Consider the following 22,978-nt stretch of genomic DNA (forward strand, 5'->3'; position numbering starts at 1 on the left):
ATTCCATGGGTCATCTAACCGGTTACTAAGCGCAGTGCTTACACTACGCCAGAATATGGGAACCTTCTTATAAAACGATATTTAGCACCAAGCATAGCGCGGTTACTACGAAAAGAGCCAACTTTTGCTGATTTTCACACGTTTGCGCCGCTATGAGCGTTTTTTAGGCGAATTTTTCGACCTTATCAACCAGCAAAAGTGCCCAGCGCGTTATTTCATCTCTTTAAACAGTGTTTGAACACACCCTGCAAGGGGAAGCCACTACCTGCTTCAATCACTCTATTTAAACGTTATGCTAGTGAATGTTATTCACTATCGCTAGTTTCTTATTAATCCTTTGCGCTTTCGACGGCAGGCTGGGCAGACTTAACGTAACAGTAACGCTTCCATGCGGGCGCCTACTCCCACCTCGAGCCGCCCAGGCTCATTGTCAGCAACCTACTGTTATTAAAAGACTTAATGCTCAACGACCTGATTGACGCTAGGTATTATCACACGCTCACTAGCAGCGCTCGGCACATGACACGAGCAAATAAGGAAACTCTTGGGAAGCCGCGCCCAATATCGTCTCGAACCATGCCCCCTACTCGACCAGTTCTGCCGCTTCATCGATCCCCACGGACACCAGCCGTGAGACACCTGGCTCTTGCATGGTGACCCCCATCAGGCGCTCGGCGGCTTCCATGGCGATCTTGTTATGAGTGATGTAGATGAACTGCACGCTTTCCGACATCTCTTTAACGAGCTTGGCGTAGCGGCCCACGTTGGCGTCATCCAGTGGCGCATCGACTTCGTCCAGCATACAAAACGGGGCTGGATTGAGCTGGAAGATGGCAAACACCAGCGACAGCGCGGTCAGTGCTTTCTCGCCCCCTGACAGCAAGTGAATGGTGCTGTTCTTCTTGCCCGGCGGGCGAGCCATGATGGCCACGCCGGTTTCCAATAAATCGTCACCGGTGAGCGTCAACCACGCCGCCCCACCGCCAAATACGCGAGGAAAGAGGGTTTGCAACCCGTTGTTCACCTGATCGAACGTTTCCCGGAAACGCACGCGGGTTTCTTGGTCGATCCGTTTGATCGCCCGCTCCAGCGTGTCGAGCGCTTCGGAAAGCTCAGCATGCTGGGCTTCGAGGTAATTACGCCGCTCGGCCTGCTGGTCGTACTCCTCGATCGCGGCGAGGTTGATCGCCCCCAGTCGGCGGATCTTTTCCGAGGTGCTCTCCAAGCGCTCTTGCCACGCTGGCTCACTGGCATCGCTGGGCAGCGTAGCGGCGAGCGCGTCGGCATCGTGCCCCAGTTCCGCTAACTGCTCGTCTTGGGTGGCGGCTTTGAGCGCCAGCGCCTGCACCTCCATACGGCGCTGCTGTAGCTGTTCGCGGCTCTGCTCCAAATTGCGCTCGTGCTGCTGGCGGGCTAGTTCGTCGTTGCGCAGCTGTTCGGCCAAGGTTTGAGCCTGCTGGCGCGTCTCGTTGAGCCGCCGCTCCTGCTGTTCGCGCTGGTGCAGCAGCTCTTCGAGCTCTTCGGTTGCCAGCTCATCGGGCTCGACCAGCATTTCGCGAGACTCTTCCAACTCGGCAATACGCAGCGAGAGGCGCTCTTCGGTATCGCTTGAACGGGCTTGCTGAGCGCGCAGGCTTTCACGCTCGGCTTTTAAGCGCTCGCGCTCCAGTGCCAACGCCTGCTGACGCGCCTTGAGCAGGGCATGCTGCTGGTTGAGCTGCTCACGTTGCTCACGCTGACGTTGGCGCTGCTCGGCGCTGGTCTCTCGCGCTTGCGCGGCTTCCTCCAACTGCTCCATGGCCGTGTGCCAACGGGCGCGCTGCTCTTCTAAAGTAAGCGTTAACTCCGCCTCGTCCTCTTGCAGTTGCGATAACTCGTCGTCGAGCTCCGTCGCGCGGCTGGATAAATGCTCCAGGCGCTGGGCAAGCCGCTGCTCCTGCACCGCTAGCTGTTGGCGGGTAGCGGCATGGTCGCGCTCCTGCTCCGCCTGCTGCTCACGGGTCAGTTCCAACGTGTCGATCGTTTCACTAGCGACATCGCACTGCTCATCTAGCAAGACCAGCGCGGCTTCTGCTCGTTCGCGCTCGGTGGACAGCTCCTCGAAGCGACGACGAGTGACCAGTAGCGCATCGACGCCTTCGCCATTGGATTGCTGATGCAGCCAGCCACGCCCGCGCCATACGCCGTCTTGGCTGACCACACTCTCACCGGGGGCAAGCGTAGGCAGCAACGCTTCGGCCGCGTCAGCAGTATCGACGTAGTGAATACTCGCCAACCACTCCGTCAGCGCGCCCGCGCCTTTCACCAAATCGCTGAGGCGATGGCCTGCGCCCGCCGTGGCCGTATAAGGCGGTGCTTGATCGATCAAGCACCACGCCGTCGCCAGCGCTTCGGGCAGCGCGTTTAGCTGATGGGCGGCTACCAGTCGGGCGTTTAACCAAGGGGCAAGCAACCAGGAAATGACCCGTTCCCAGCCTTGGCTAACCGCGATGGCTTCACCCAAGCGGGGCGCATCGGCGAGGCCATGAGCGGCCAGCGTGTCGCTTAGCTGGGGGTCGTGATCGGCTAAGGCGGCATCCATTAGTGCCTGCAGTGAGGCGAGTTCGCCCTGCTGCTGGCTTAATGCAGCGCGCTGCGCATCACGCTCGGCCACGGCGTGCTGATAGGCGCGTTTGGCATCGCTATAGCGCTGCTGCCACTGCTCACGCTCGACTTGAAACGTGTTGGCACGCTGGTCGGCGTCTTCCAAACGTGCTTGGTTATCAGCATGCTCTTGTTGTAGCGCCGTCATATCGGCCAGCTCGTCGCGCTGCTGGCGGCGGCGTTGCCCTTCTACCTGCAGGCGAGCAATACGTTGCTCTAAATCGCGCAGTTGATCTTGGCTACGGTCGGCGTCACGGCTGGCTTCGCGCCAACGGTTTTCGGCGTCGGCCCACTGCTGTTCGGCGGCCTCTAACGCTGGCGTTGCGTCGGCCAGGGTTTGCTCGAGCATCTCGAGCTGCTCTTCCAACGCTTCGTGCTCGGGCAGCAACTCTTCAAAGCGCTCGTCGATCACCGCGAGCCGCTCTTGGTCGCCCTCGCTGACCTGGCGCTGCTCGTCGAGATCCCTGCGGGCGGTGGCAATGTCGTTGGCCAGCTGTGCTTCGCGGCTGCGGCGGTGGGCTTGATCCTGCTCTAAGCGGGCAATGCGCGTGGTGGTTTCATAAAACTGCTGCTGGTGGCGGTCCAGCACGTCGGCCAGCTCATCATGCTGCTCGCGGGCTTGCTCCAGGCGGGTTTCGCACTGACGAACGCCAAACACGTCTTTCTCGACGGCAATTTCCAGCTCGCGCACGCGGCTCTCTTGGTGAGACTGCTCGGCCCGCAGGGTACGGCCGCGCAGCAGCGCCAGCTCGCCTTTCAAGCGATACTCCTGCTGCTTGAGCTCTTGGTAGCGCTTGGCGGCTTCCGCTTGGCGCTTGAGACGTTCGAGCTGCTTGTCCAGCTCTTCGCGAATATCGTCCAGGCGCTCCAGGTTCTCCTGAGTACGTCGCATGCGGTTTTCGGTTTCCCGACGACGCTCTTTGTACTTGGAGATCCCCGCGGCTTCTTCGAGGGTGGCACGCAGGTCGTCCGGTCGCGCTTCGATCAACCGCGAGATCATCCCCTGGCCGATGATGGCGTAGGAGCGCGGACCCAGACCAGTCCCCATGAACAGGTCGGCGATATCCCGGCGACGACACTTCTGGCCGTTGAAGAAGTAGTTGGACTGGCCATCCCGGGTGACTAGGCGCTTGACGGCAATTTCAGCGTACTGGGCGTACAAACCGCCCATACCGCCCTCACGGTTATCGAACTTCAACTCGATGGACGCCTGTCCGACCGGCTTGCGCCCGGTAGAACCATTGAAAATGACGTCGGCCATCGACTCGCCACGCAGGGTTTTGGCAGAGGACTCCCCCATCACCCAGCGTACGGCGTCAATGATATTGGATTTACCACAGCCGTTGGGCCCAACGATGGCCGTCATGTTGCCATCGAAGGGCACGGTGACTGGATCGACAAAGGACTTGAACCCAACGAGACGTATAGAGGTTAAGCGCATTGCGACCCTTAGCAGCGGTAGCTTACGTGGTGGTTATTCAAAAACACGGTTGATAACGACATTGGCGGTATCGTCTTCGCGAATGGGGCCGACGCTAACGCTCTCCACGTCGCCAAACAGATCCCCAGGCTGCGGCGTGGCCTGCCCAGATTCCGAGACACGCACCACCAGGCGCGCTTCACGCACCTGGGAGATTTGCGCTTGCGGCGACATGGCAGCGGCGTCGTCCAGCACAACGGTCATCGGCAGCTCAGAGACCCGAGCGCGGGTCACCGCCAGCGGCGGCAGCTCGCCGTCGATGTCCCGCGCGGTAATGAACACCGTCGCATCGTCGCTGACACGGTCTGCCAGTGCCTCATCCAACGAGACGCTCACCCGTACGCCTTGGCCCTGAGCGGCGGCAGCTGACTCCGGTGCGACGCCCATGCGCTCTTGGGCCACACGGATACCATCACGCAGGGAAGCAGCCGTCTCTGGGTCTGAAATATTGGCAACGGCACGGCGCCAACGGTCGACGGCCGTTTCATAATCACCATTATCGAAGGCGTGAATGCCCAGAAGTCCCAACACGGTGGGCTGACGGGGGTCTAGCTCAAGCGTTTCATCGACCAGCGCCTGTACCTCGGGCGTTAACTCCCGCTCGGCCATGAAGAAGCGGAGCTGCGCCAACTGAGCGAGCAGCGGCGGAATGCGACCTTCGATGGCGATCAAGCGCTCCAGCGCATCGACCGCTTTGTCAGGCTGACCGGTATCCCGGTAGAGTGGAAACAGCGAACTCCACACGTTGGGATTGTGGGGCTGGCGCTCCGCTTCGGCTTCCATCCTCTCCAGGAACATCATCAGCGAGCCTTCCGGATCGTTTCTGACCTCCTGCTGGATAGCGTACAGCGTCAGGTCACCTTCCGCGCCGTTTTGCTGGTACCAAAACGTGCTCGCCCCGACCACGGCCACCATGACCAGCGGCACCACCAGCCGTCCAGCGCTCGCAGCTTTCAGCGGCCGCTTGGCCTGAGTGGCGGTGTCTTCCAGCAGGCTGCGCTCTAGCTCTAGGCGATCTTCATTAAAACGAGCGTCGTCGATGTCGCCACGCTCGCGTGCCGCTTCCAGGGACGCCATGCGCCGCTGGAAAATCGCCACGTTCTGCTCAGCAGACGTATCGTTGGCTTCAAAGTGATCTAGCTGGTCGCGCAGAACGCGGGCACCGCGCATGGGGGCAATCAGCAGCCATAGCGCAGGCAATAACAGTAGTGCAATCGCTATCCAGAGCGGTGTCATGAAGACCTCTCGCGGTTGATCAGAGCATCCAAGCGGGCGCGCTCTTCGGCGCTCAACGCTTTCGCAGACGCATTCCGTCGAGCACGCACCATCAGTACGACCACGAGCGTGCCGAGGACGAACAGACCGATGGGCAGCCCCCACAGCAGGTAGGTGCGGTTTTCCAGGCGCGGGTTGTAGAGGATGTACTCCCCAAAACGCTGCACCATGTGATTGATGATTTCGATATCGGACTGACCATCTTGAAGCAGCTGATAGACCCGCTCGCGCATGTCACCGGAGATCGGCGCATCCGAGTCGTTGATGGCCTGATTTTCACACAGCGGGCAGCGCATCGAAGACGTCAGATCGCGATAGCGCTGCTCCATGACCGGATCATCGAATTCGCGAATCTCGATGCCGGCCGCCACGACACTACTCGACAGTACCAGCAACATCACGGCGAACACCCAACGCATTAACGCCATTTTTCTACCTCCGGCAGGATGCGCTCACGAACGTCTTCAGGTGACACGTAGCCTTTATGGTGGTATCGGATCACGCCTGCGGCATCCACCAAAAACGTCTCAGGCGCGCCATAAACACCGAGGTCGAAACCCAGGCTGCCCTCGGGGTCGAACACGTTGACCTCGAACGGGTCACCGAACTCGCTCAAAAACTCTAGCCCCTTTTCACGGGTGTCCCGGTAGTTGATGCCGACCATACGAATGCCGTGATCGGCGAGCTCTAAAAGCTGGGGCATCTCCTGCTTACATGCAGGGCACCACTCACCCCAGACATTGACCAGCGTGACCTCCCCCATCATCAGCGTTTGATCCACTTGGCGATCAGCATCGCGTAGCGTGGTGGCTTCGAATACGGGAAACTCACGTGCCATCAGCGCAGAGTCACGCTGCGACGGATCGCGCCCCAACCCTTGGTACAGAAACAGCGCGATACCGAGAAAGCCAATCGGCAGGAGTAAAAGCAGCAGGCGTCGTGTCATACCATAGCCTCCTGAGACGACGAACGATCCGTCCGAGCGGGAGCTGTCTGGCGACTCGCGGCACGACGATAGCGTTTATCCACAACGGCTAGAACGCCGCCAAAGGCCATGAGGAGGCCACCCAGCCACAGCCAGCGCACGAACGGTTTGTACTGGACGCGCATGGCGTAGCTGCCATCGCCCAAGTCTTCGCCCATGGCGACATAGAGGTCGCGGAACAAACCAGGGCGCAGCGCAACTTGGGTCATGGGCATGCCGGTGGCGAGGTAAAGGCGCTTCTCGGGGCGCATCACGAAGCTGCGTCCCTCGTCCCCGCGCTGTACCTGAATGATCGAAGTATCGGCCAGGAAGTTGGGGCCACGTCGGTTGGTGAGTTCCGTCATGGTGAACTGATAGCCCGCCACTTCCACGGTGGTGCCCGGCGACATGCGCACGTTGCGTTCGATGTTGTAGTTCGAGACCACGGCAACGCCTAGAATGGTCACCGCGATGCCCACGTGGCCCAGCACCATACCCCAGTAAGAGAGCGAAAGCTTGCGCAGCCCGGCGACGAACGAGCTGGCGTGACGGGTCTTGTCGAAGAGGTCGCGCACCATGGGCAGCACGATCCATAGCGCCGACACGATTCCCAATGACACCCATAAATTCCATTCGCCGCCATAGATCAACGGCAGGATAATGCCTAACACGAGAGCCGCAGCGGCGGCTAACCCCAGCTTACGCCATAGCTCACGGCCACTCATGCTTTTCCAGCGCGCCACTGGACCCAGCCCCATGAAGACACACATCACAACGGTGAGTGGTACGAATAGTGCATTGAAGTAAGGGGGACCTACGCTGATTTTACCCAGCCCCAAAGAGTCCAGAATCAGCGGGTATACGGTGCCCAGCAGCACCGTGACGGTCATGATGACCAGCAGGATGTTGTTGATCAGCAGCAGGGAGTCCCGCGAAAGCCAGTTGAACCCCACTTTATGGCTGACGCGCGGTGCACGCAGTGCAAACACCAGCAGCGATAGCGTGACGGTGATCGCCAGCAGCATCAGGATGAAGAAGCCACGCGAGGGATCGTTGGCAAAGGCGTGAACCGACGTCAGTACCCCCGAGCGCACCAGGAAGGTGCCCATCAGCGATAGCGAGAACGTCGAGATCGCCAATAACACCGTCCAACTCTTGAACGAGCCGCGCTTTTCGGTCACCGCCAGCGAGTGCACCAGCGCCGTGCCGGTAAGCCAAGGCAGCAGCGAGGCGTTCTCTACTGGATCCCAGAACCACCAGCCGCCCCAACCCAGTTCGTAATAGGCCCACCAGCTACCTAGCGCGATCCCGACCGTCAAAAATGCCCAGGCCACGTTGGTCCAGGGCCGTGCCCAGCGGGTCCAGGCAGCGTCCAGGCGCCCGCCCAACAGCGCAGCGATGGCGAAGGCAAACACTACCGAGAAACCTACGTAACCCATATAGAGCATCGGCGGGTGCACGATCAGGCCAAAGTCCTGTAGCAGCGGATTCAAGTCGGCACCATCTTGCGGCATGTTCGGCAGCAAGCGCTCGAAGGGGTTGGAGGTCATCAAAATGAAGAGCAAGAAGCCCACACACACCATGCCCATGATGCCCTGCACCCTGGCCACCATGTCGCGGGGCAAGTCGCCCGAGAAGACCGATGCCGCGAATCCCCAACCCGCCAGCATCAAGCTCCATAGCAGCACCGAGCCTTCATGGTTACCCCACACGGCGCTGAATTTGTAGTACCAGGGCAGCAGAGAGTTGGAGTTGTTAGCGACATTAGCCACGCTGAAATCGTCCAGCATGTAGCTGGCGGTCAAGCAGAGGTAGGCAATGGTCACAAACAGGAATTGGCCGATGGCCATGGGACGACCATAGGCCATCCACAGCGGGCGACGCGTGGCAGCCCCGGCAAGCGGCATCACCGCCTGAACCACCGCCATGAGTAGCGCGATAACCAGGGCAAAGTGGCCGATTTCAGGAATGATCTTAATCAACATGGGTGCTCCGAATTAGCATCAGGCTTTATCGCACAGCGTGCGTGCAGTCGTTAATAGTCGCTTCCTTCTGGGGAGCCTTCCTGCTCTAGGCGCTTGCCCACTTCGGCAGCTTTCGCTTGAAAGTCTGCCGGGGAGTAGCCTGCTTCTTCCAATGCCTGCGCCACTTCGGGCGGCATGTAGTTTTCATCGTGGCGTGCCAACACCTTATCGGCGTAGAGTCGGCCATCGGCCTGCAGTTCGCCAACCACCACCACGCCCTGCCCTTCACGGAATAGGTCCGGCAGAATACCGCTGTAGTAGACCTCTAGATCATCCACGTAGTCAGTCACTACGAACTCAACATCGAGGCTTTCCGGGTCGCGGGACACAGAGCCCTCTTTGACCATGCCCCCCGCGCGAATTTGGCGCTCCATGGGGGCGTCGCCCTGAGCAATTTGTACCGGGCTGAAGAAGAGGTTGATATTGGCGCGCAGCGCATACAGGGTGAGCCCCACCGCAATAGCGGTGAGCGACAGCAGTCCCAAGATGACAAACAGTTTCTGTTTACGTTTAGGCGTCATGGTGAACGTCCTTCTGAGCAGAGGTAACTGGCTCTTGCAAAGACTGCGCATACGACGACTGGCGCTGGGCGTTTTCCCGACGCACCCGGCGCTTGACCGCGTGAAGTAGCTGGCGGCGCTCCTGGCGGGCATGCCACACGATGACCAGCATCAATAGCGCAGTGACTCCCCAGGCAGCCCACACGTAAACCGCGTGACCGCCCATGGCAAAAAATTCGTTCAGCGAGGAAAAGGCCATCAGTTCGTCTCCTCGACAAGCTCGCGCACCCAGCGCTTGTTGGCTTCACGACGCAGAATTTCGCTACGCGTGCGCATCAGCGTGAGCGCAATGAAAAAACTGTAAAAGCCCAACACCATGATGAGCAGCGGCGCCCACATATCCATGGTCATGGCAGCGCGGCCGGTAATCGTAAAGGTGGCGGGCTGGTGCAGCGTGTACCACCAATCCACGGAGTATTTGATGATCGGAATATTGATGACACCGACCATAGCCAGCACCGACGCAGCACGAGAGCCGCTATCGCGGCTGCTAAAGGCGCCACGCAGCGCAATCACGCCCAGATAAAGAAACAGCAGTATCAGCATGGACGTAAGACGTGCGTCCCACATCCACCAGGTTCCCCAGGTCGGTACGCCCCATACTGCGCCCGAAAAAAGGGCCACGAATGTCATCGCGGCGCCCAGCGGCGCCATCACGGTAGCGGCCATATCCGCCACTTTGATTTTCCAGACCATGAACACAAGCCCAGAGACGGCCATGGAGACGAAAATGGACTGGGCTAGAAACGCGGCGGGAACGTGGACATAAATGATGCGAAAGCTATTACCCTGCTGATAATCCGCAGGCGCAAAGACGAGCCCCCAAACGGTGCCGACCAGCAGCAACAGCGTTGCCGCTACCCAAAAAAGCGGTTGCAGTTTGGCGCTAATGGCATAGAACCATTTGGGTGATCTTAGTTTGTTGATAAAGGCCCACATGGTGTTCCCGTCCTCTAACCGTTGATGCTGATGCGCAGCGATGCCGCAATGGCCCAGGGTGCCAGCATCAGTGCTAGCGCCAGCAGTGCCCCTAGAATCGCCAGATGAGCGGCCATTCCATCGCCAAAAATAGCGGCTTGTACGGCACCTGCGCCGAAAATCAGTACTGGAATATAGAGCGGCAGCACCAGCAGCGAGAGCAGCACACCGCCCCGCGCCAGCCCCACCGTCAATGCCGCCCCGATGGCGCCAATCAGACTCAAGCTGGCCGTACCGAGCGCCAACGACAGCGACAGCACGGCGTAGCTTCCTGCGGGAAGCGACAGCATGATGCCCAAGAGTGGCGCCATGAGCGCCAGTGGCAGCCCGGTCAGCAGCCAATGCACCGCCACTTTTGCCAACCCCAGCGCCGCCAGCGGCTGGGGAGCCAGTAGTAATTGCTCGAGGCTGCCATCGTCATAGTCACTGCGAAACAGGCTATCCAGCGAGAGCAGTGCAGCTAGCAGCGCAGCTACCCATAAAAGCCCCGGCGCAATGCTTGCCAGCAGCGCTGGATCCGGTGAAATCCCAATGGGGAATAGGGTAATCACCAGTGCAAAGAACACCAGCGGATTGAGCACCTCGCCACGACGGCGCAGCATCAGGGTGAGGTCGCGCTTGAGCGTGGCCTTGATGGCCACCAGCAGACCGCCCTGGGGGGCATGCATGGCCACCTCGGGGGGGCTCAATGGAGCGTGTGAACGTTGCAACGCTGTCTCCTTCTTACCCCAGCTGAATACGCCTGAGCACGGGTGACTCGGCCAGCGCATGGTGCGTGGTCACCAACACACAGCCGCCAGACTGCGCATGGGCCACCAACTGCGCCTCCAGCGCCGCCACCCCTTGACGATCGATGGCAGTGAAAGGCTCGTCGAGCACCCACAGCGCACGCTGAGTGAGGGTCAAACGCGCCAGCGCCACACGCCGCTGTTGCCCGGCAGACAGCTGACCGGCAGGCACGTCCTCGAAACCGGTAAGCCCAACGGCGGCCAGCGCTGCCTCCCGTGCAGGCTCGCTGCCCACTTCTCCGCTAAGCGCTTGATACCAAGCTAAATTCTCCAGCGGCGAGAGACCCGCCTTCACACCGGGGGCATGACCTAAATAGAGCAAATTGGCGAGAAAATGTTCACGGGCTTGGCGCATGGGCGCGCCATTCCAGAAAAGCTCGCCACGGTAATCGGTTAATTGCCCTGAGAGTATTTTTAGCAGCGTCGTTTTGCCGCTGCCGTTTGGGCCCTCGATGCGCACGATCTCACCCGATTGGATATCGAGATCGAGCCCTTCAAACAGCCAACGGTCGTCGCGTTCACAGGCCAATTGTCGGGCTTGCAGGCACAGGCTCAAAAGACACTCCAGGCGCATTGATTTTGGGTCGAACTCTACACGGAAAGGCCCTTCCTCGCCAGTCGGGCTCTGCGGTCTTGGGTCGCAGCGTGCCCCAAACCAATGCTTGCTTAAGCACCTCATGGAGGCGTCCTGCAAAAGACAGGACTAGCACTGTATGCAAAAACAGGCTTATACTGTAAACACTGTATGAATAGACACCACAGAATAAAACAACAGGTATCGCCTCAATCAAACGCCTCGACAACGGGCGCTGCATGGGAGAACACACTATGACGATCTGCCTACCCTCTAGGGTAACGTCTCAGGTTCCTTCTTACGTACCCTCTCAGACGCTGTCTCAACCGGTAGCGCCATCGACGCCTACCCCACTAGCGTCTCGCAGCGCCTCATCACATGCGCGCCAAGCGTGCACACCCCCTCGCGTCACACGTCGCAACACCTACGCCCTGCGTATTCGCGGCGACCGCATGCGCGACTGCAACCTCTTCGACGGCGATGTCATCATCATTCACCGTCACCAGCATGACGCCCATCAAGAGACCGCCGTTGCGACGATCAACCAGCGCGAAGTGACGCTTAAGCAGCTCTCCATTAGCCGCTTGGGCATCCATTTATGGCCGGAAGATGCAGCCATACCGGACCTATTCCTGCATAATTGTGACATTCAGGTGCTGGGCATGGTAATGGGCGTGGCCCAACACACCACGGAAACCCAGCATCACTAATTGGTCACCCACCCTGCCGGGAGCCCTCGTTGCGTTTTCGAGTCCCTGATTTAGCCCTTGGTATATGGCACACCGCCGACATCGACGTCGAGAAAAGCCAATTTTTGGCTTGGCTGTGCCATGCCCCCACCCCTGACGCTTTCGACACGCTGCTTCAAGCGGCCAAAGCTGCTCACCCAAACGCTAGCCATCACTGTACGGCCTTCATTGCTGGCCCTCCTGGCGAGCAAACCCATATTGGCTTTTCTGATGATGGCGAACCGGGCGGCACCGCCGGACGCCCCATGTTCCAGGCACTTCAGGGCAGCCAGATCGGCGAAATCGGCTGCGTGGTGATTCGCTACTTTGGCGGCACCAAGTTAGGCACTGGCGGGCTGGCCCGCGCCTATGCTCAGGCCGTCAAAGCCGGCTTGGAAACGCTGCCCACCCGGGAAGTCATCGAGCGGGACAGCTATCGGTTGAAGGTCAGCTTCGCCCACGAAGCGCAAGCGCGCGCATGGTGCGACGAGCAGGCGCTGCCCGTGCAGCAGGCAGACTACGATGGCGACGGCGTGCGCCTGACCATCGGCTGGCCGCGGGATGTCGAGTTGGATATCAGCGGCCTAGAAAACCGCCTCAAAACCGCCGTCGAACCGCGGCGGGCATGAAAAAACGCGGCTTACACGAGCCCTGCTCGATAAGCCACGTTTCAGATGGGCAGCGCTCTAACGGTCGCTTAGCCTAGGTACTTGATCATCACACCAGCGGCGACCGCCGAGCCGATCACCCCGGCCACGTTGGGCCCCATGGCGTGCATCAGCAGGAAGTTGTGCGGGTTCGCTTCCAGTCCGACTTTATTCGCCACGCGCGCGGCCATCGGCACGGCCGACACCCCTGCCGCCCCAATCAACGGGTTGATGGGCATTTTGCTAACCACGTTCATTAGCTTGGCCATCAACACCCCGGCAGCAGTCCCAATGCCGAAGGCCACGATTCCCAGCCCCAGAATCCCTAGGGTTTCGAACGCTAGGAAGCTATCGGCCATTAGCTTAGACCCCACCGACAGGCCGAGAATGATCGTCACGATATTGATCAGCGCATTTTGCGCCGTATCGGAAAGACGCTCCACTACGCCACACTCGCGCATCAGGTTACCGAAACAGAACATGCCCAGTAGTGGTGCTGCATCCGGCAGAAACAGCGCCACAGCAATCAACAGCATCAGCGGGAAGACCACTTTTTCGAGCTTAGAGACCGGACGCAGCTGCGTCATGGTGATCTTGCGCTCTTTTTCAGTGGTCAGAAGGCGCATGATCGGCGGTTGGATCAATGGCACCAGGGCCATGTAAGCATACGCCGCGACGGCAATCGCCCCTAGTAACTCAGGTGCCAGCACGCTGGAGACGTAGATCGACGTCGGGCCATCTGCACCGCCGATAATACCAATCGCTGCCGCCTGATTGAGCGAGAAATCCATGATGCCCATGGAGGTCAGCAGCACCGCCCCAAACAGCGTGGCAAAGATACCGAACTGCGCCGCCGCCCCTAAAAACAGCGTACGCGGATTGGCCAGCAGCGGGCCGAAATCGGTCATCGCCCCTACGCCCATGAAGATCAGCAGCGGCGCGATACCAGAGCCAATGGCAACCTTGTAGAAGTTATACAGCATGCCGTCGCTGTAGCCGACGCTCACCGCAATATCTTTCGCGGCGCGCAGTTGATCCGGCGCCGCCGAATCGTGGGCAATCGCCTTGAGGGTGTCCCGCCAGCCCTCGACACCGGCCAAGGGGTCGAGTGTAGCTCCCAACGCGGTAGCCATTTGCTGAAGCACGGCGGGCTTGGCGACTTCGATCGCTTGATCCAGCGCCGAAATCGCAAGGCCCGCCTCGGGAATGTTGGCGAGAATGCCACCAAACCCAATCGGTACGAGCAGCAACGGCTCGAACTTCTTGTGAATCGCCAAGTAGAGCAACCCAAGCCCTACAAGGATCATCACCGCTTGGCCAAGCTCTAGGTTATAAAGCCCAGAGCCTTCCCATAAAGTGATTAGTTTATCCATTCCGAGAGGCCCTTAAAGCTCGATCAGCGCATCGCCAACGGCAACGCTATCGCCTTCATTGACGTTGACTTTCGATACCGTACCGGCGCTGCTGGCACGCACTTCGGTTTCCATCTTCATGGCTTCGAGAATGATCACGACGTCGCCTTCGGCCACTTGATCACCTGGACGCACGTTCACTTTGAAGATGTTACCCGCCAGCGGTGCGTCGATGCTGACACCGCTAGACGCAGGGGTGTCAGCCTCAGGCTGTGCGGCGGGCTGCTCCTCAATATTGCCGATCTCGCCACCCTCTGACACCTCGACCACGTACGCCTTGCCGTTGAGCTTCACGGTATAGGTTTCCGGGCCACCGCCAGCGCTCGGTGCGGCGGCAGGAGCGGCGTCTGCTTTGGCCGGTGTCGACGCTTGAGCGGCTTGGGGCGCAGGCTCGAAAGCGTCTTTGTTGTCGCGGTTCTTGAGGAATTTCAAACCAATCTGCGGGAACAGCGCATAGGTCAGCACGTCATCCACTTCCCGCTCGTCTTCGGCAAGGCGAATGCCCTCGGCGGTGGCTTTCTCTTTCAGCTCGGCGGCAAGCTTGTCCATTTCCGGGGAGAGGTTGTCTGCCGGGCGGCAGGTAATTGGCTCGCCACCCTCCAGCACACGCTTTTGCAATTCGGCATTGAAGGGTGCCGGGGCAGCGCCGTATTCCCCCTTCAGCAGCGCCTGCACCTCTTTGGAGATTGACTTGTAGCGCTCGCCCATCATGACGTTCATGACCGCTTGGGTGCCCACGATTTGTGACGTAGGGGTCACCAGCGGAATGAACCCGAGGTCTTCACGAACGCGGGGGATTTCACTCAGTACGTCATCCAGCTTGTCGCCAGCGCCCTGCTCTTTCAACTGGCTCTCCATGTTGGTGAGCATGCCGCCGGGCACCTGGGCCACCAAAATGCGCGAATCGATACCGCGCAGCGAGCCTTCGAAGGCGGCGTATTTTTTACGCACTTCGCGGAAGTAGCCAGCGATGTCTTCCAGCAGCTCCAGGTCCAAGCCGGTGTCGCGGTCGGTATCTTTCAACATGGCCACCACGGACTCCGTCGGGCTGTGGCCGTAGGTCATCGACATGGAGGAGATGGCGGTATCGACGTTATCGACCCCTGCCTCGACCGCTTTCAAAATGGTCGAGGTCGATAAGCCGGTCGTCGCGTGACAGTGCAGGTGGACGGGAATGGAGAGCTCTTTTTTAAGACGCGTGACCAAGTCATACGCCGTATACGGTGTGAGTAGCCCCGCCATATCCTTGATAGCCAGCGAATCTGCCCCCATTGCGGCAATGGTCTTGGCAAGATCTACCCAGCTATCCAGGGTATGTACCGGGCTCACCGTGTAAGAAATGGTACCCTGCGCGTGGCCGCCCACCTGACGCACTGCCTTAATAGCGCGCTCTAAATTGCGCGGGTCGTTCATGGCATCAAATACGCGGAATACATCGACACCATTGGTCTTGGCGCGCTCAACAAACTTATCGACAACATCGTCAGCGTAGTGGCGGTAGCCCAGTAGGTTTTGGCCGCGCAGCAGCATAGCCTGGGGCGTGTTGGGCATCGCCTCTTTAAGGGCGCGAATACGCTCCCACGGGTCTTCCCCTAAGTAACGGATACACGCATCGAAGGTGGCACCGCCCCAGGTTTCCAGCGACCAGTAGCCGACTTTATCCAACTTTTCGGCAATGGGCAGCATGTCGTCCAAGCGCAAGCGCGTGGCAAACAGGGATTGATGCGCATCGCGCAGCACCACATCGGTGATTCCCAGAGGACGTTTTATTTCATTCATGGTCATGGCTCACAGTTTGGCGTTATGAATTTGTAGTAAATTTAACAAAAAAATTGCATCAGGAGCGAAATGGACACGCTGGCACGTGCTGCTTACTGGCGGCGAGACGAACGATAACGATGCACCGCAGCACTAATCACCGCGACGACTTCGTCGTTTTGGCCGTGTTTGGCGGGTGTTTTTCCACTTTTTCGGTCCGCTGGCGCCGCCACAGGGGCAGGCTGATAACGGTCGATCAGCTTTGACATCAGCGTGACACTTATGACCAAAATAGTAAGAAAAACAAAAACAAAGCCCATACCCAGGCCCATTAGAGCAAGCCCCTCTTGGAGCAACTCCGACCCTTGCATAGCGTGCTCTCCTTATTTTATAGGGTTATTGGCACACCAAACGCCTCCAACGGCGCTTGGCGCAATAAGGGTAATACACTAACCTGCCACATCCAGGATAGAATGCAATCGCGCCATAGTGGAAGTCATGGTTGTTAATTTACTACATAAAGGTAAGATCGGTCTCGCACCGATGGAGGGCGTCATCGATGCGCTCACTCGAGACCTACTCACTCGGCAGGCCGGCTTTGACTGGTCGGTCACCGAGTTCGTCCGCGTCGTCGACACGCGCCTCCCCCCACGCGTGTTTTATAAACACTGCCCCGAATTACAGCAACGCCCCGTCGCCACGCCCAGCGGCGTGCCGGTGCACCTGCAGTTGCTAGGCGCCGACCCGCAGGCTTTGGCGGAGAATGCCCGCCAAGCGCTTGCGTTGGGCGCCATCAGTATCGATCTCAATTTTGGCTGCCCGGCCAAGCTCGTCAACCGCCACGATGGCGGCGCGTCGCTGTTGCGCCAGCCCGAGCGCGTCTACCACGCCGTGAAAGCGGTGGCCGAGGCGTTAGACGGAGAGATACCGGTGACGGCAAAAATTCGCCTGGGGTTTGCCAATAGGCGCTTGGCGGTGGCGTGTGCGCAGGCCACCGAGTCGGGCGGTGCGGCGCGACTGGTCGTCCACGGGCGGACGCGAGACGAGGGATACCGCCCTCCCGCTCACTGGGAGTGGATCGGCAAAGTGCGCCGCCACGTTTCCATCCCCGTAGTGGCCAATGGCGATATCTGGACACTCGAGGATTACTGGAAAGCGCGCACGCTCTCGGGCTGCTGCGATGTCATGCTAGGACGCAGCGCCCTCGCCGACCCCTGGCTGGCCCCTCGCATTCGCCACTGGCAGCAAACCGGCGAACGCTTGGCGGACACCACTTGGACAATGCGCGCCAGCGTGCTGCAAGAGTACGCCGCACTGCAGCGCCAACATCTTCCTGACCGAGTGGTGGTCTCCCTGGTGAAGCAGTGGCTTGCCCAGATGCGTCAGGGCAACGCCGAAGCCAACCAGCATTTTCAGCGCCTGAAGCGCCTGACCGACTTGGACACACTTCTGGGCAGCCTTACCCCTAGCACGAGCGTGCTCAACGCCTGCGAACCCGCCTAAGGCCATCAAGGACCATCGCCAGCTTTCGCTACCCGACACTCTTCCCCTGGCGTTTTACGGGCCAAAAAAAAGCGCCCTTCCGCAAGGATGCGGGGGCGCTTTACACGATCGCAAGACTACCGCGCGAGCCACGATAGTCAGGCTAGAAAACAGAAAACCCGCTCTCCTATGAGAGCGGGTTTTGGAATCTGGCGCGCCCGGGAGGATTCGAACCTCCGACCACCTGATTCGTAGTCAGGTACTCTATCCAGCTGAGCTACGGGCGCTTTTCAGTCATTGTCGAACTCGTCAAACAATGAAAACACTGTAACATCAAATACTTACCTTTGCAACTTGGCGCGCCCGGGAGGATTCGAACCTCCGACCACCTGATTCGTAGTCAGGTACTCTATCCAGCTGAGCTACGGGCGCCTATCCAATTGCGATGTTACTAGATGCGGTTGGCGGAGAGAGAGGGATTCGAACCCTCGATAGGGCTATAAACCCTATACTCCCTTAGCAGGGGAGCGCCTTCAGCCACTCGGCCACCTCTCCTCAACAGCACGGCGCGAATGTTACCGATTATGATGACTGGTGTCCAGTCCTATTCCGATTTTTTTCGCGCCGACCTGATATTACCGCTTAAACGCCCTCTATTGAGCGTGACACAGGCGGCCATTTACTCTGCTTCGCTTTCGCTATTACGTTCACGCTGAATACGCTGGTAGATCTCTTCGCGGTGAACCGCGACATCTTTCGGTGCGTTCACACCAATGCGTACTTGATTACCTTTCACACCTAACACTGTGACGGTGATTTCATCACCGATCATCAGCGTTTCGCCAACGCGGCGGGTTAGGATGAGCATGGCTGATCTCCTTCTCAGACGTTTTATACAACGGGATGTGTCCGCCAGTGGCGTCACCATGCCATTATGCGACATGGTGACCCCTGCCACCAATGGCTTTGGCCCCTATGACACCTTAACCTCCCGTTGAAAGAAAGCTCACCACCACAGGGCAGCAAGTACTTTCAGCGTAGAAGGTTTAGGACACAATTGTTATTCAGATTCGATATCGGATTTATCAAGGCCAAATGCTTTGTGTAAGGCATTGACCGCAAGTTCCATATGTTTTTCGTCAATCACGACAGAAATCTTGATTTCGGACGTGGAAACCATACGGATATTGACGTTTTCATCGGCCAATACGCGGAACATTTTAGAGGCGACACCGGCATGAGAGCGCATACCAACGCCCACCAGAGAAACTTTGGCGATGTTGTCGTCGCCACGCAGTTCGCCGCCACCCAGGTCAGGAATAACGGTCTCTTCTAACAGCTTTTTGGTGGCCTTGTAGTCACCCTTCGCCACGGTAAAGGTGAAGTCGGTGTAGTCCCCCGCTGGCGCCACATTTTGAACGATCATATCGACTTCGATGTTGGCGTCGGCAATCGGACCCAAAATGCGCGATGCTACGCCCGGAACGTCTGGCGTGTTCAGTAGCGTCAGTTTGGCTTCGTTCTTGGTAAACGCGATACCGGAGATTAGCGGTTCTTCCATAGAATCCTCGTCTTGGTCAGAGTCAGCGACAATCAGGGTGCCCGGGCCGTCTTCGAAACTCGACAGTACCCGCAGCGGTACGTTGTACTTACCAGCGAATTCAACAGCACGAATTTGCAGTACTTTAGAGCCCAAACTGGCAAGCTCGAGCATCTCTTCGACGGTGATGCTCTCCAGGCGCTGCGCTTTGGAGCAGACGCGCGGGTCGGTGGTGTAGACACCGTCCACATCGGTATAGATTTGGCACTCATCAGCGCCCAGAGCCGCTGCCAGGGCCACGCCGGTGGTGTCCGAGCCGCCACGACCCAAGGTAGTAATGTTGCCGTCTTCGTCGACGCCTTGGAAACCGGCCACGACCACGACCTTACCTTCGTCCAGATCAGATTTCAGGTCGTCGGTTTCGATGCGCTGGATACGCGCTTTGGTGTAGGCGCTGTCGGTCAAGATCCCTACCTGTGCACCGGTGTGCGAGGTCGCCGGAACGCCAATTTGCTGTAACGCCATGGCCAGCAAGGAGATAGTGACTTGCTCACCGGTGGAGAGCAGCATGTCCATCTCACGCGGTGCGGGCTCTTCGTTCAGCGCATGGGCCATCTCGGTCAGGCGGTTCGTTTCGCCGCTCATCGCGGAAACGACGACCACGACCTGGTGTCCCTGGTCGCGAAAGCCTTTCACTTTTTCCGCCACGGCCTTGATACGGTCGACAGAGCCCACCGAGGTGCCGCCGAACTTCTGTACGTATAGTGCCATATGCCGTTTTTCCTTTACGTTCGGGAATGGAGGGTGAATATTATTGTTGCCAACTTTCCTAACTAGCAAAAAGGCCGGTAGCAAATAATGCCACCGGCCTCTCTATTTAGCGAAGCGTGTTTTCCAACCAAGCCGGGACACTGTTCAACGCGCCCGGTAGCGCCTCTGGCTGACTGCCGCCTGCCTGTGCCATGTCAGGGCGACCGCCCCCTTTACCGCCTACCTGGGAAGCCACATGGTTGACCAGCTCGCCCGCCTTGACCCGATCGGTCAAGTCGCCGGTCACCCCGGCAATCAGACTGACCTTGCCAGCCGCTTTGTCGGCCGTGCCTAGCAGGATGACGCCGGAGCCCAGCTTGTTCTTCAACTGATCCAGCACGCCGCGCAGGTCTTTACCGGAGACCCCTTCTAGTTCGGTGACCAGCAGCTTCACGCCGCCTACATCTTGCACTTGGCTGAGCATGTCACTGCCCGCCGCGCTCGCCAGCTTCGCTTTGAGCTGCTCGAGCTCTTTTTCCAGGCTGCGGTTGCGCTCTATCAGCGATTCGACACGGGCTTCCACCTGTTCAGGCTTGGTTTTCAGACGCTCGCCCAGGCGCTGCACGCGCGCTTCCTGTTCGCGGAAGTAGGCCAAGGCGTTTTCACCGGTGATCGCTTCGATACGGCGAACACCAGAAGCAATGCCCACCTCGCTGACGACGTGGCAGCAGCCAATGTCGCCACTGCGCTTGACGTGGGTACCGCCGCAAAGCTCGATGGAGAAGTCATCGGCACCGATAGTCAATACGCGCACGTTATCAGCGTATTTGGCTTCGAACAGTGCTGCCGCGCCTTTGGCCTTGGCATCGGCGAGGCTCATCTGCTCGATTTTGGTCGGCGCGTTCGCCAAGATTTGCTCGTTGACGATGCGCTCGACCTCAGCAAGCTGCTCCGCGGTCATCGGTTCGAAGTGGCTAAAGTCAAAACGCAGACGCTCTGCGTTGACCAACGAGCCCTTCTGCTGCACGTGATCCCCCAACACCATTCGCAGTGCTTTGTGCAGCAGGTGGGTCGCGGAGTGGTTACGAATGGTCGCGCCACGCAGACTGGCATCGACTTCACCGCGCACGTTGGCGCCGACACTCAGACTCCCTTCGACCATTACCCCCTGGTGAAGGTGGTGGCCACTCTGCTTCTGGGTATCGTTCACCTGAAAACGACCGCCATCGACGTGCAAGTAGCCAGTATCGCCCACCTGTCCGCCGGACTCCCCGTAGAACGGAGTACGATCGAGCACTACGGTGCCTTTTTGACCGGCTTCCAAGGCCGCCAGCGCGTTGCCTTCGCTGTCTACGATGGCGGTCACGGTGGCTTGGTCTTCCAGCCGCTCGTAGCCGGTAAACTGGGTTTCGCCGTCCAGTTCGATAGAGGCCGTGTAATCCGCGCCAAACTGACTGGCGGCACGAGCGCGTTCGCGTTGAGCTTCGAGTTCACGCTGGAAACCGGCTTCATCCAGTGTCACCTCACGCTCTCGGCACACGTCAGCAGTCAAATCGAACGGGAAGCCGTAGGTGTCGTAGAGTTTGAACACGGTTTCGCCGGGCAGCACGTCACCTTGCAGCTCTTCGAGCGCCGCGTTCAGCAAGCCCATACCGTGATCCAGCGTCCGCGCAAACTGCTCTTCCTCTTTCAGCAGTACACGGGCGATCTGCTCGCTGGCATCGCGCAGCTCGGGGTAGGCATCCCCCATTTCGTCATCCAGAGCGCTCACCAACTTATGGAAGAACGGCTCGGACGCGCCCAGCTTGTGGCCATGACGAATCGCCCGACGAATGATCCGGCGCAGTACATAGCCACGACCTTCGTTGGAAGGTAGCACGCCATCGACGATCAAGAAGGCGCAGGAGCGAATGTGGTCGGCGATGACGCGTAGCGAGGGCGTGGTGGTATCGCCATGTCCCGTGGCGTCTGCTGCCGCCTTGAGCAAATTCTGGAACAGATCGATTTCGTAGTTGGAGTGCACGCCCTGCATGACAGCCGCCACACGCTCCAGCCCCATGCCGGTATCGATAGAGGGCTTCGGCAGTGGATTGAGGGTGCCTTGGGCATCACGCTCGAACTGCATGAAGACGAGGTTCCAGATCTCGATGTAGCGGTCGCCATCCTCTTCTGGACTTCCAGGCGGGCCACCCCACACCTCCGGGCCGTGATCGAAGAAAATCTCTGAGCTGGGGCCACAGGGACCGGTGTCGCCCATTTGCCAGAAGTTGTCCTCGTCCAGCTTGGAGAAACGCTCGGGGTCGATACCGATCTCATCTTTCCAGATGCGCTCGGCTTCGTCGTCGCTGATATGTACGGTGACCCATAGTTTCTCTTTGGGTAACCCCAGGGTTTCGGTCAAAAATGTCCAGGCAAAGCGAATGGCGTCACGCTTGAAGTAATCACCAAAGCTGAAGTTGCCTAGCATCTCGAAGAAGGTGTGGTGACGCGCAGTGTAACCTACGTTGTCCAAGTCATTATGTTTGCCGCCGGCACGCACACAGCGCTGAGCAGAGGTGGCACGCACGTAGGGGCGAGGGTCACGACCCAAAAACACATCTTTGAAAGGCACCATGCCCGCATTGGTGAACAGTAGCGTCGGGTCGTTGCCCGGCACCAGCGAGCTAGACGGCACTGCCGTGTGGCCGTGCTCTTCAAAAAACGATAGGAAGGCCTGTCTGATCTCTGCGCTTTTCATAGGGTATCCGTAACAAGAAAGCGTGATGCCCCAGGGCGCTGTCGCCGCCACCCGCTGGGGTCGCAAAGGATCCATTATAACGCAGTTGTCAAACGACTAAAGCCGCAGTTAGTGGCAGAACCTAAAACGAGCGGTTCCAGAGGGCGTATTATAGGCAGGAAAGCGCGTAGCGGATTTGCTCGAAGTCAAAGCCACGTGTCGCCAGAAAACGCTCGCGCTTGGCGCGCTCTTTGGGTGTATCGCCGGGGGAGTCGTAACGTCTTGCTAGGGTCTCTTTGGCCAGCTCGAACCAATCGATGGCTTCTCGCTCCTCGACGGCCTCTAGCGCAGCCGTCAGCGTTTCCTGATCGATACCTCGCTGACGAAGTTCGCCCTTGATGCGGATCACGCCCTGCCCACGGGCAATTCGCGAACGGACGAAGCTCTCGGCAAAGCGCGCATCCGATTGGAGAGACTGTTCGGCCAGCGCATCGAGGCAGGCCTCGATTTCATCCCCGTCGAAGGATTTTTGCTGAAGTTTACGCGCCAGCTCGACGCGCGAGTACTCACGCCGAGCCAGCAGTTGAATAGCCACGTCCCGTGGCGAGGCATCTGCATTAGAGGGGAACATGGCACCCTCCTCTTTTCCACGCCAGCGG

The 22,978-nt window shown here is 59.0% G+C and carries 20 protein-coding genes and 3 tRNA genes; 3 read left to right on the top strand and 20 right to left on the bottom strand.

The window, feature by feature from the left end:
• Positions 1-583 precede the first annotated feature (583 nt).
• From smc to ccmA, 10 genes are read right to left on the bottom strand one after another with little or no spacing between them, the layout of a single operon-like run.
• Positions 584-4,084: a chromosome segregation protein SMC gene (gene smc / locus MHM37_RS02205; protein ID WP_239295892.1), complete on the bottom strand. Its 3,501-nt coding sequence runs from the start codon at positions 4,082-4,084 to the stop codon at positions 584-586.
• 33 nt (positions 4,085-4,117) lie between these two features.
• Positions 4,118-5,359, bottom strand: a complete 1,242-nt coding sequence (gene ccmI / locus MHM37_RS02210) for a c-type cytochrome biogenesis protein CcmI (RefSeq protein WP_239295891.1) — start codon at positions 5,357-5,359, stop codon at positions 4,118-4,120.
• Entirely contained in the window at positions 5,356-5,826 is a 471-nt protein-coding gene (locus MHM37_RS02215) for a cytochrome c-type biogenesis protein (protein WP_239295890.1), read from the bottom strand. Before MHM37_RS02215 ends, ccmI begins: the two co-directional genes overlap by 4 nt.
• Positions 5,817-6,344 (bottom strand): DsbE family thiol:disulfide interchange protein, encoded by a 528-nt coding sequence (locus MHM37_RS02220; RefSeq protein WP_139525153.1) that lies wholly within the window; start codon positions 6,342-6,344, stop codon positions 5,817-5,819. Before MHM37_RS02220 ends, MHM37_RS02215 begins: the two co-directional genes overlap by 10 nt.
• On the bottom strand, positions 6,341-8,347 hold the full coding sequence (locus tag MHM37_RS02225; RefSeq protein ID WP_239295889.1) for a heme lyase CcmF/NrfE family subunit: 2,007 nt from the start codon (positions 8,345-8,347) through the stop codon (positions 6,341-6,343). The genes MHM37_RS02220 and MHM37_RS02225 overlap by 4 nt, the downstream gene beginning before the upstream one ends.
• Positions 8,348-8,397: 50 nt before the next feature.
• Positions 8,398-8,907 carry a cytochrome c maturation protein CcmE gene (gene ccmE, locus MHM37_RS02230; protein WP_044629992.1) on the bottom strand — a complete coding sequence of 170 codons (510 nt, stop codon included), beginning with the start codon at positions 8,905-8,907 and terminating at the stop codon, positions 8,398-8,400.
• Entirely contained in the window at positions 8,897-9,145 is a 249-nt protein-coding gene (ccmD, locus tag MHM37_RS02235; RefSeq protein WP_139525150.1) for a heme exporter protein CcmD, read from the bottom strand. The genes ccmE and ccmD overlap by 11 nt, the downstream gene beginning before the upstream one ends.
• Positions 9,145-9,885, bottom strand: a complete 741-nt coding sequence (locus tag MHM37_RS02240; protein ID WP_239295888.1) for a heme ABC transporter permease — start codon at positions 9,883-9,885, stop codon at positions 9,145-9,147. The genes ccmD and MHM37_RS02240 overlap by 1 nt, the downstream gene beginning before the upstream one ends.
• 14 nt (positions 9,886-9,899) lie before the next feature.
• The gene (ccmB, locus tag MHM37_RS02245; protein ID WP_176558205.1) at positions 9,900-10,592 is read right to left on the bottom strand and encodes a heme exporter protein CcmB; all 693 of its coding nucleotides are present in this window, start codon (positions 10,590-10,592) and stop codon (positions 9,900-9,902) included.
• Between the two features lie 55 nt (positions 10,593-10,647).
• On the bottom strand, positions 10,648-11,268 hold the full coding sequence (ccmA, locus tag MHM37_RS02250; RefSeq protein ID WP_239295887.1) for a cytochrome c biogenesis heme-transporting ATPase CcmA: 621 nt from the start codon (positions 11,266-11,268) through the stop codon (positions 10,648-10,650).
• Between the two features lie 257 nt (positions 11,269-11,525).
• Here ccmA and MHM37_RS02255 point away from each other — a divergent pair, with 257 nt between their 5' ends.
• Positions 11,526-11,996: a S24 family peptidase gene (locus MHM37_RS02255; protein ID WP_239295886.1), complete on the top strand. Its 471-nt coding sequence runs from the start codon at positions 11,526-11,528 to the stop codon at positions 11,994-11,996.
• Positions 11,997-12,025: 29 nt separating this feature from the next.
• Positions 12,026-12,643, top strand: a complete 618-nt coding sequence (locus MHM37_RS02260) for a YigZ family protein (protein ID WP_139525146.1) — start codon at positions 12,026-12,028, stop codon at positions 12,641-12,643.
• A gap of 68 nt (positions 12,644-12,711) precedes the next feature.
• On the opposite strand, the gene MHM37_RS02265 is transcribed toward MHM37_RS02260, so the two are convergent.
• From MHM37_RS02265 to MHM37_RS02275, 3 genes are all read right to left on the bottom strand, one after another.
• Positions 12,712-14,034 (bottom strand): sodium ion-translocating decarboxylase subunit beta, encoded by a 1,323-nt coding sequence (locus tag MHM37_RS02265; protein ID WP_139525145.1) that lies wholly within the window; start codon positions 14,032-14,034, stop codon positions 12,712-12,714.
• A gap of 12 nt (positions 14,035-14,046) precedes the next feature.
• Complete coding sequence (gene oadA / locus MHM37_RS02270; protein WP_239295885.1) at positions 14,047-15,852, bottom strand: sodium-extruding oxaloacetate decarboxylase subunit alpha; 1,806 nt, start codon at positions 15,850-15,852, stop codon at positions 14,047-14,049.
• Positions 15,853-15,944: 92 nt separating this feature from the next.
• The gene (locus tag MHM37_RS02275; protein WP_139525143.1) at positions 15,945-16,202 is read right to left on the bottom strand and encodes an OadG family transporter subunit; all 258 of its coding nucleotides are present in this window, start codon (positions 16,200-16,202) and stop codon (positions 15,945-15,947) included.
• Positions 16,203-16,329: 127 nt separating this feature from the next.
• On the opposite strand from MHM37_RS02275, the gene MHM37_RS02280 reads away from it, so the two are divergent.
• Positions 16,330-17,334 carry a tRNA-dihydrouridine synthase family protein gene (locus MHM37_RS02280; protein WP_239295884.1) on the top strand — a complete coding sequence of 335 codons (1,005 nt, stop codon included), beginning with the start codon at positions 16,330-16,332 and terminating at the stop codon, positions 17,332-17,334.
• Positions 17,335-17,523: 189 nt separating this feature from the next.
• Here the strand turns inward: MHM37_RS02280 and MHM37_RS02285 are convergent.
• The 7 genes from MHM37_RS02285 to MHM37_RS02315 form a co-directional block, all read right to left on the bottom strand.
• Positions 17,524-17,600, bottom strand: a tRNA-Arg gene (locus MHM37_RS02285).
• A gap of 68 nt (positions 17,601-17,668) precedes the next feature.
• Positions 17,669-17,745 (bottom strand) — tRNA-Arg (locus tag MHM37_RS02290).
• Between the two features lie 30 nt (positions 17,746-17,775).
• Positions 17,776-17,868, bottom strand: a tRNA-Ser gene (locus MHM37_RS02295).
• A 124-nt stretch (positions 17,869-17,992) separates the two neighbouring features.
• Positions 17,993-18,181 carry a carbon storage regulator CsrA gene (gene csrA, locus MHM37_RS02300; protein ID WP_039180068.1) on the bottom strand — a complete coding sequence of 63 codons (189 nt, stop codon included), beginning with the start codon at positions 18,179-18,181 and terminating at the stop codon, positions 17,993-17,995.
• Positions 18,182-18,373: 192 nt separating this feature from the next.
• On the bottom strand, positions 18,374-19,624 hold the full coding sequence (locus MHM37_RS02305) for an aspartate kinase (RefSeq protein ID WP_139525142.1): 1,251 nt from the start codon (positions 19,622-19,624) through the stop codon (positions 18,374-18,376).
• A gap of 106 nt (positions 19,625-19,730) precedes the next feature.
• Positions 19,731-22,340: an alanine--tRNA ligase gene (gene alaS / locus MHM37_RS02310; protein ID WP_239295883.1), complete on the bottom strand. Its 2,610-nt coding sequence runs from the start codon at positions 22,338-22,340 to the stop codon at positions 19,731-19,733.
• A gap of 148 nt (positions 22,341-22,488) precedes the next feature.
• Positions 22,489-22,950: a regulatory protein RecX gene (locus tag MHM37_RS02315; RefSeq protein ID WP_153842154.1), complete on the bottom strand. Its 462-nt coding sequence runs from the start codon at positions 22,948-22,950 to the stop codon at positions 22,489-22,491.
• Positions 22,951-22,978 lie beyond the last annotated feature (28 nt).

This window comes from Halomonas sp. MMH1-48 (genome assembly GCF_022348105.1).
In the GTDB taxonomy this organism is placed as follows: Bacteria; Pseudomonadota; Gammaproteobacteria; order Pseudomonadales; family Halomonadaceae; genus Vreelandella; species Vreelandella piezotolerans.

Bases quoted from the DNA above. Each gene is read 5' to 3' on its own strand.
- smc (WP_239295892.1), bottom strand. From the start codon at position 4,084: ATGCGCTTAACCTCTATACGTCTCGTTGGGTTCAAGTCCTTTGTCGAT.
- ccmI (WP_239295891.1), bottom strand. From the start codon at position 5,359: ATGACACCGCTCTGGATAGCGATTGCACTACTGTTATTGCCTGCGCTA.
- MHM37_RS02215 (WP_239295890.1), bottom strand. From the start codon at position 5,826: ATGGCGTTAATGCGTTGGGTGTTCGCCGTGATGTTGCTGGTACTGTCG.
- MHM37_RS02220 (WP_139525153.1), bottom strand. From the start codon at position 6,344: ATGACACGACGCCTGCTGCTTTTACTCCTGCCGATTGGCTTTCTCGGT.
- MHM37_RS02225 (WP_239295889.1), bottom strand. From the start codon at position 8,347: ATGTTGATTAAGATCATTCCTGAAATCGGCCACTTTGCCCTGGTTATC.
- ccmE (WP_044629992.1), bottom strand. From the start codon at position 8,907: ATGACGCCTAAACGTAAACAGAAACTGTTTGTCATCTTGGGACTGCTG.
- ccmD (WP_139525150.1), bottom strand. From the start codon at position 9,145: ATGGCCTTTTCCTCGCTGAACGAATTTTTTGCCATGGGCGGTCACGCG.
- MHM37_RS02240 (WP_239295888.1), bottom strand. From the start codon at position 9,885: ATGTGGGCCTTTATCAACAAACTAAGATCACCCAAATGGTTCTATGCC.
- ccmB (WP_176558205.1), bottom strand. From the start codon at position 10,592: ATGCATGCCCCCCAGGGCGGTCTGCTGGTGGCCATCAAGGCCACGCTC.
- MHM37_RS02255 (WP_239295886.1), top strand. From the start codon at position 11,526: ATGGGAGAACACACTATGACGATCTGCCTACCCTCTAGGGTAACGTCT.
- MHM37_RS02265 (WP_139525145.1), bottom strand. From the start codon at position 14,034: ATGGATAAACTAATCACTTTATGGGAAGGCTCTGGGCTTTATAACCTA.
- oadA (WP_239295885.1), bottom strand. From the start codon at position 15,852: ATGAATGAAATAAAACGTCCTCTGGGAATCACCGATGTGGTGCTGCGC.
- MHM37_RS02275 (WP_139525143.1), bottom strand. From the start codon at position 16,202: ATGCAAGGGTCGGAGTTGCTCCAAGAGGGGCTTGCTCTAATGGGCCTG.
- MHM37_RS02280 (WP_239295884.1), top strand. From the start codon at position 16,330: ATGGTTGTTAATTTACTACATAAAGGTAAGATCGGTCTCGCACCGATG.
- csrA (WP_039180068.1), bottom strand. From the start codon at position 18,181: ATGCTCATCCTAACCCGCCGCGTTGGCGAAACGCTGATGATCGGTGAT.
- MHM37_RS02305 (WP_139525142.1), bottom strand. From the start codon at position 19,624: ATGGCACTATACGTACAGAAGTTCGGCGGCACCTCGGTGGGCTCTGTC.
- alaS (WP_239295883.1), bottom strand. From the start codon at position 22,340: ATGAAAAGCGCAGAGATCAGACAGGCCTTCCTATCGTTTTTTGAAGAG.
- MHM37_RS02315 (WP_153842154.1), bottom strand. From the start codon at position 22,950: ATGTTCCCCTCTAATGCAGATGCCTCGCCACGGGACGTGGCTATTCAA.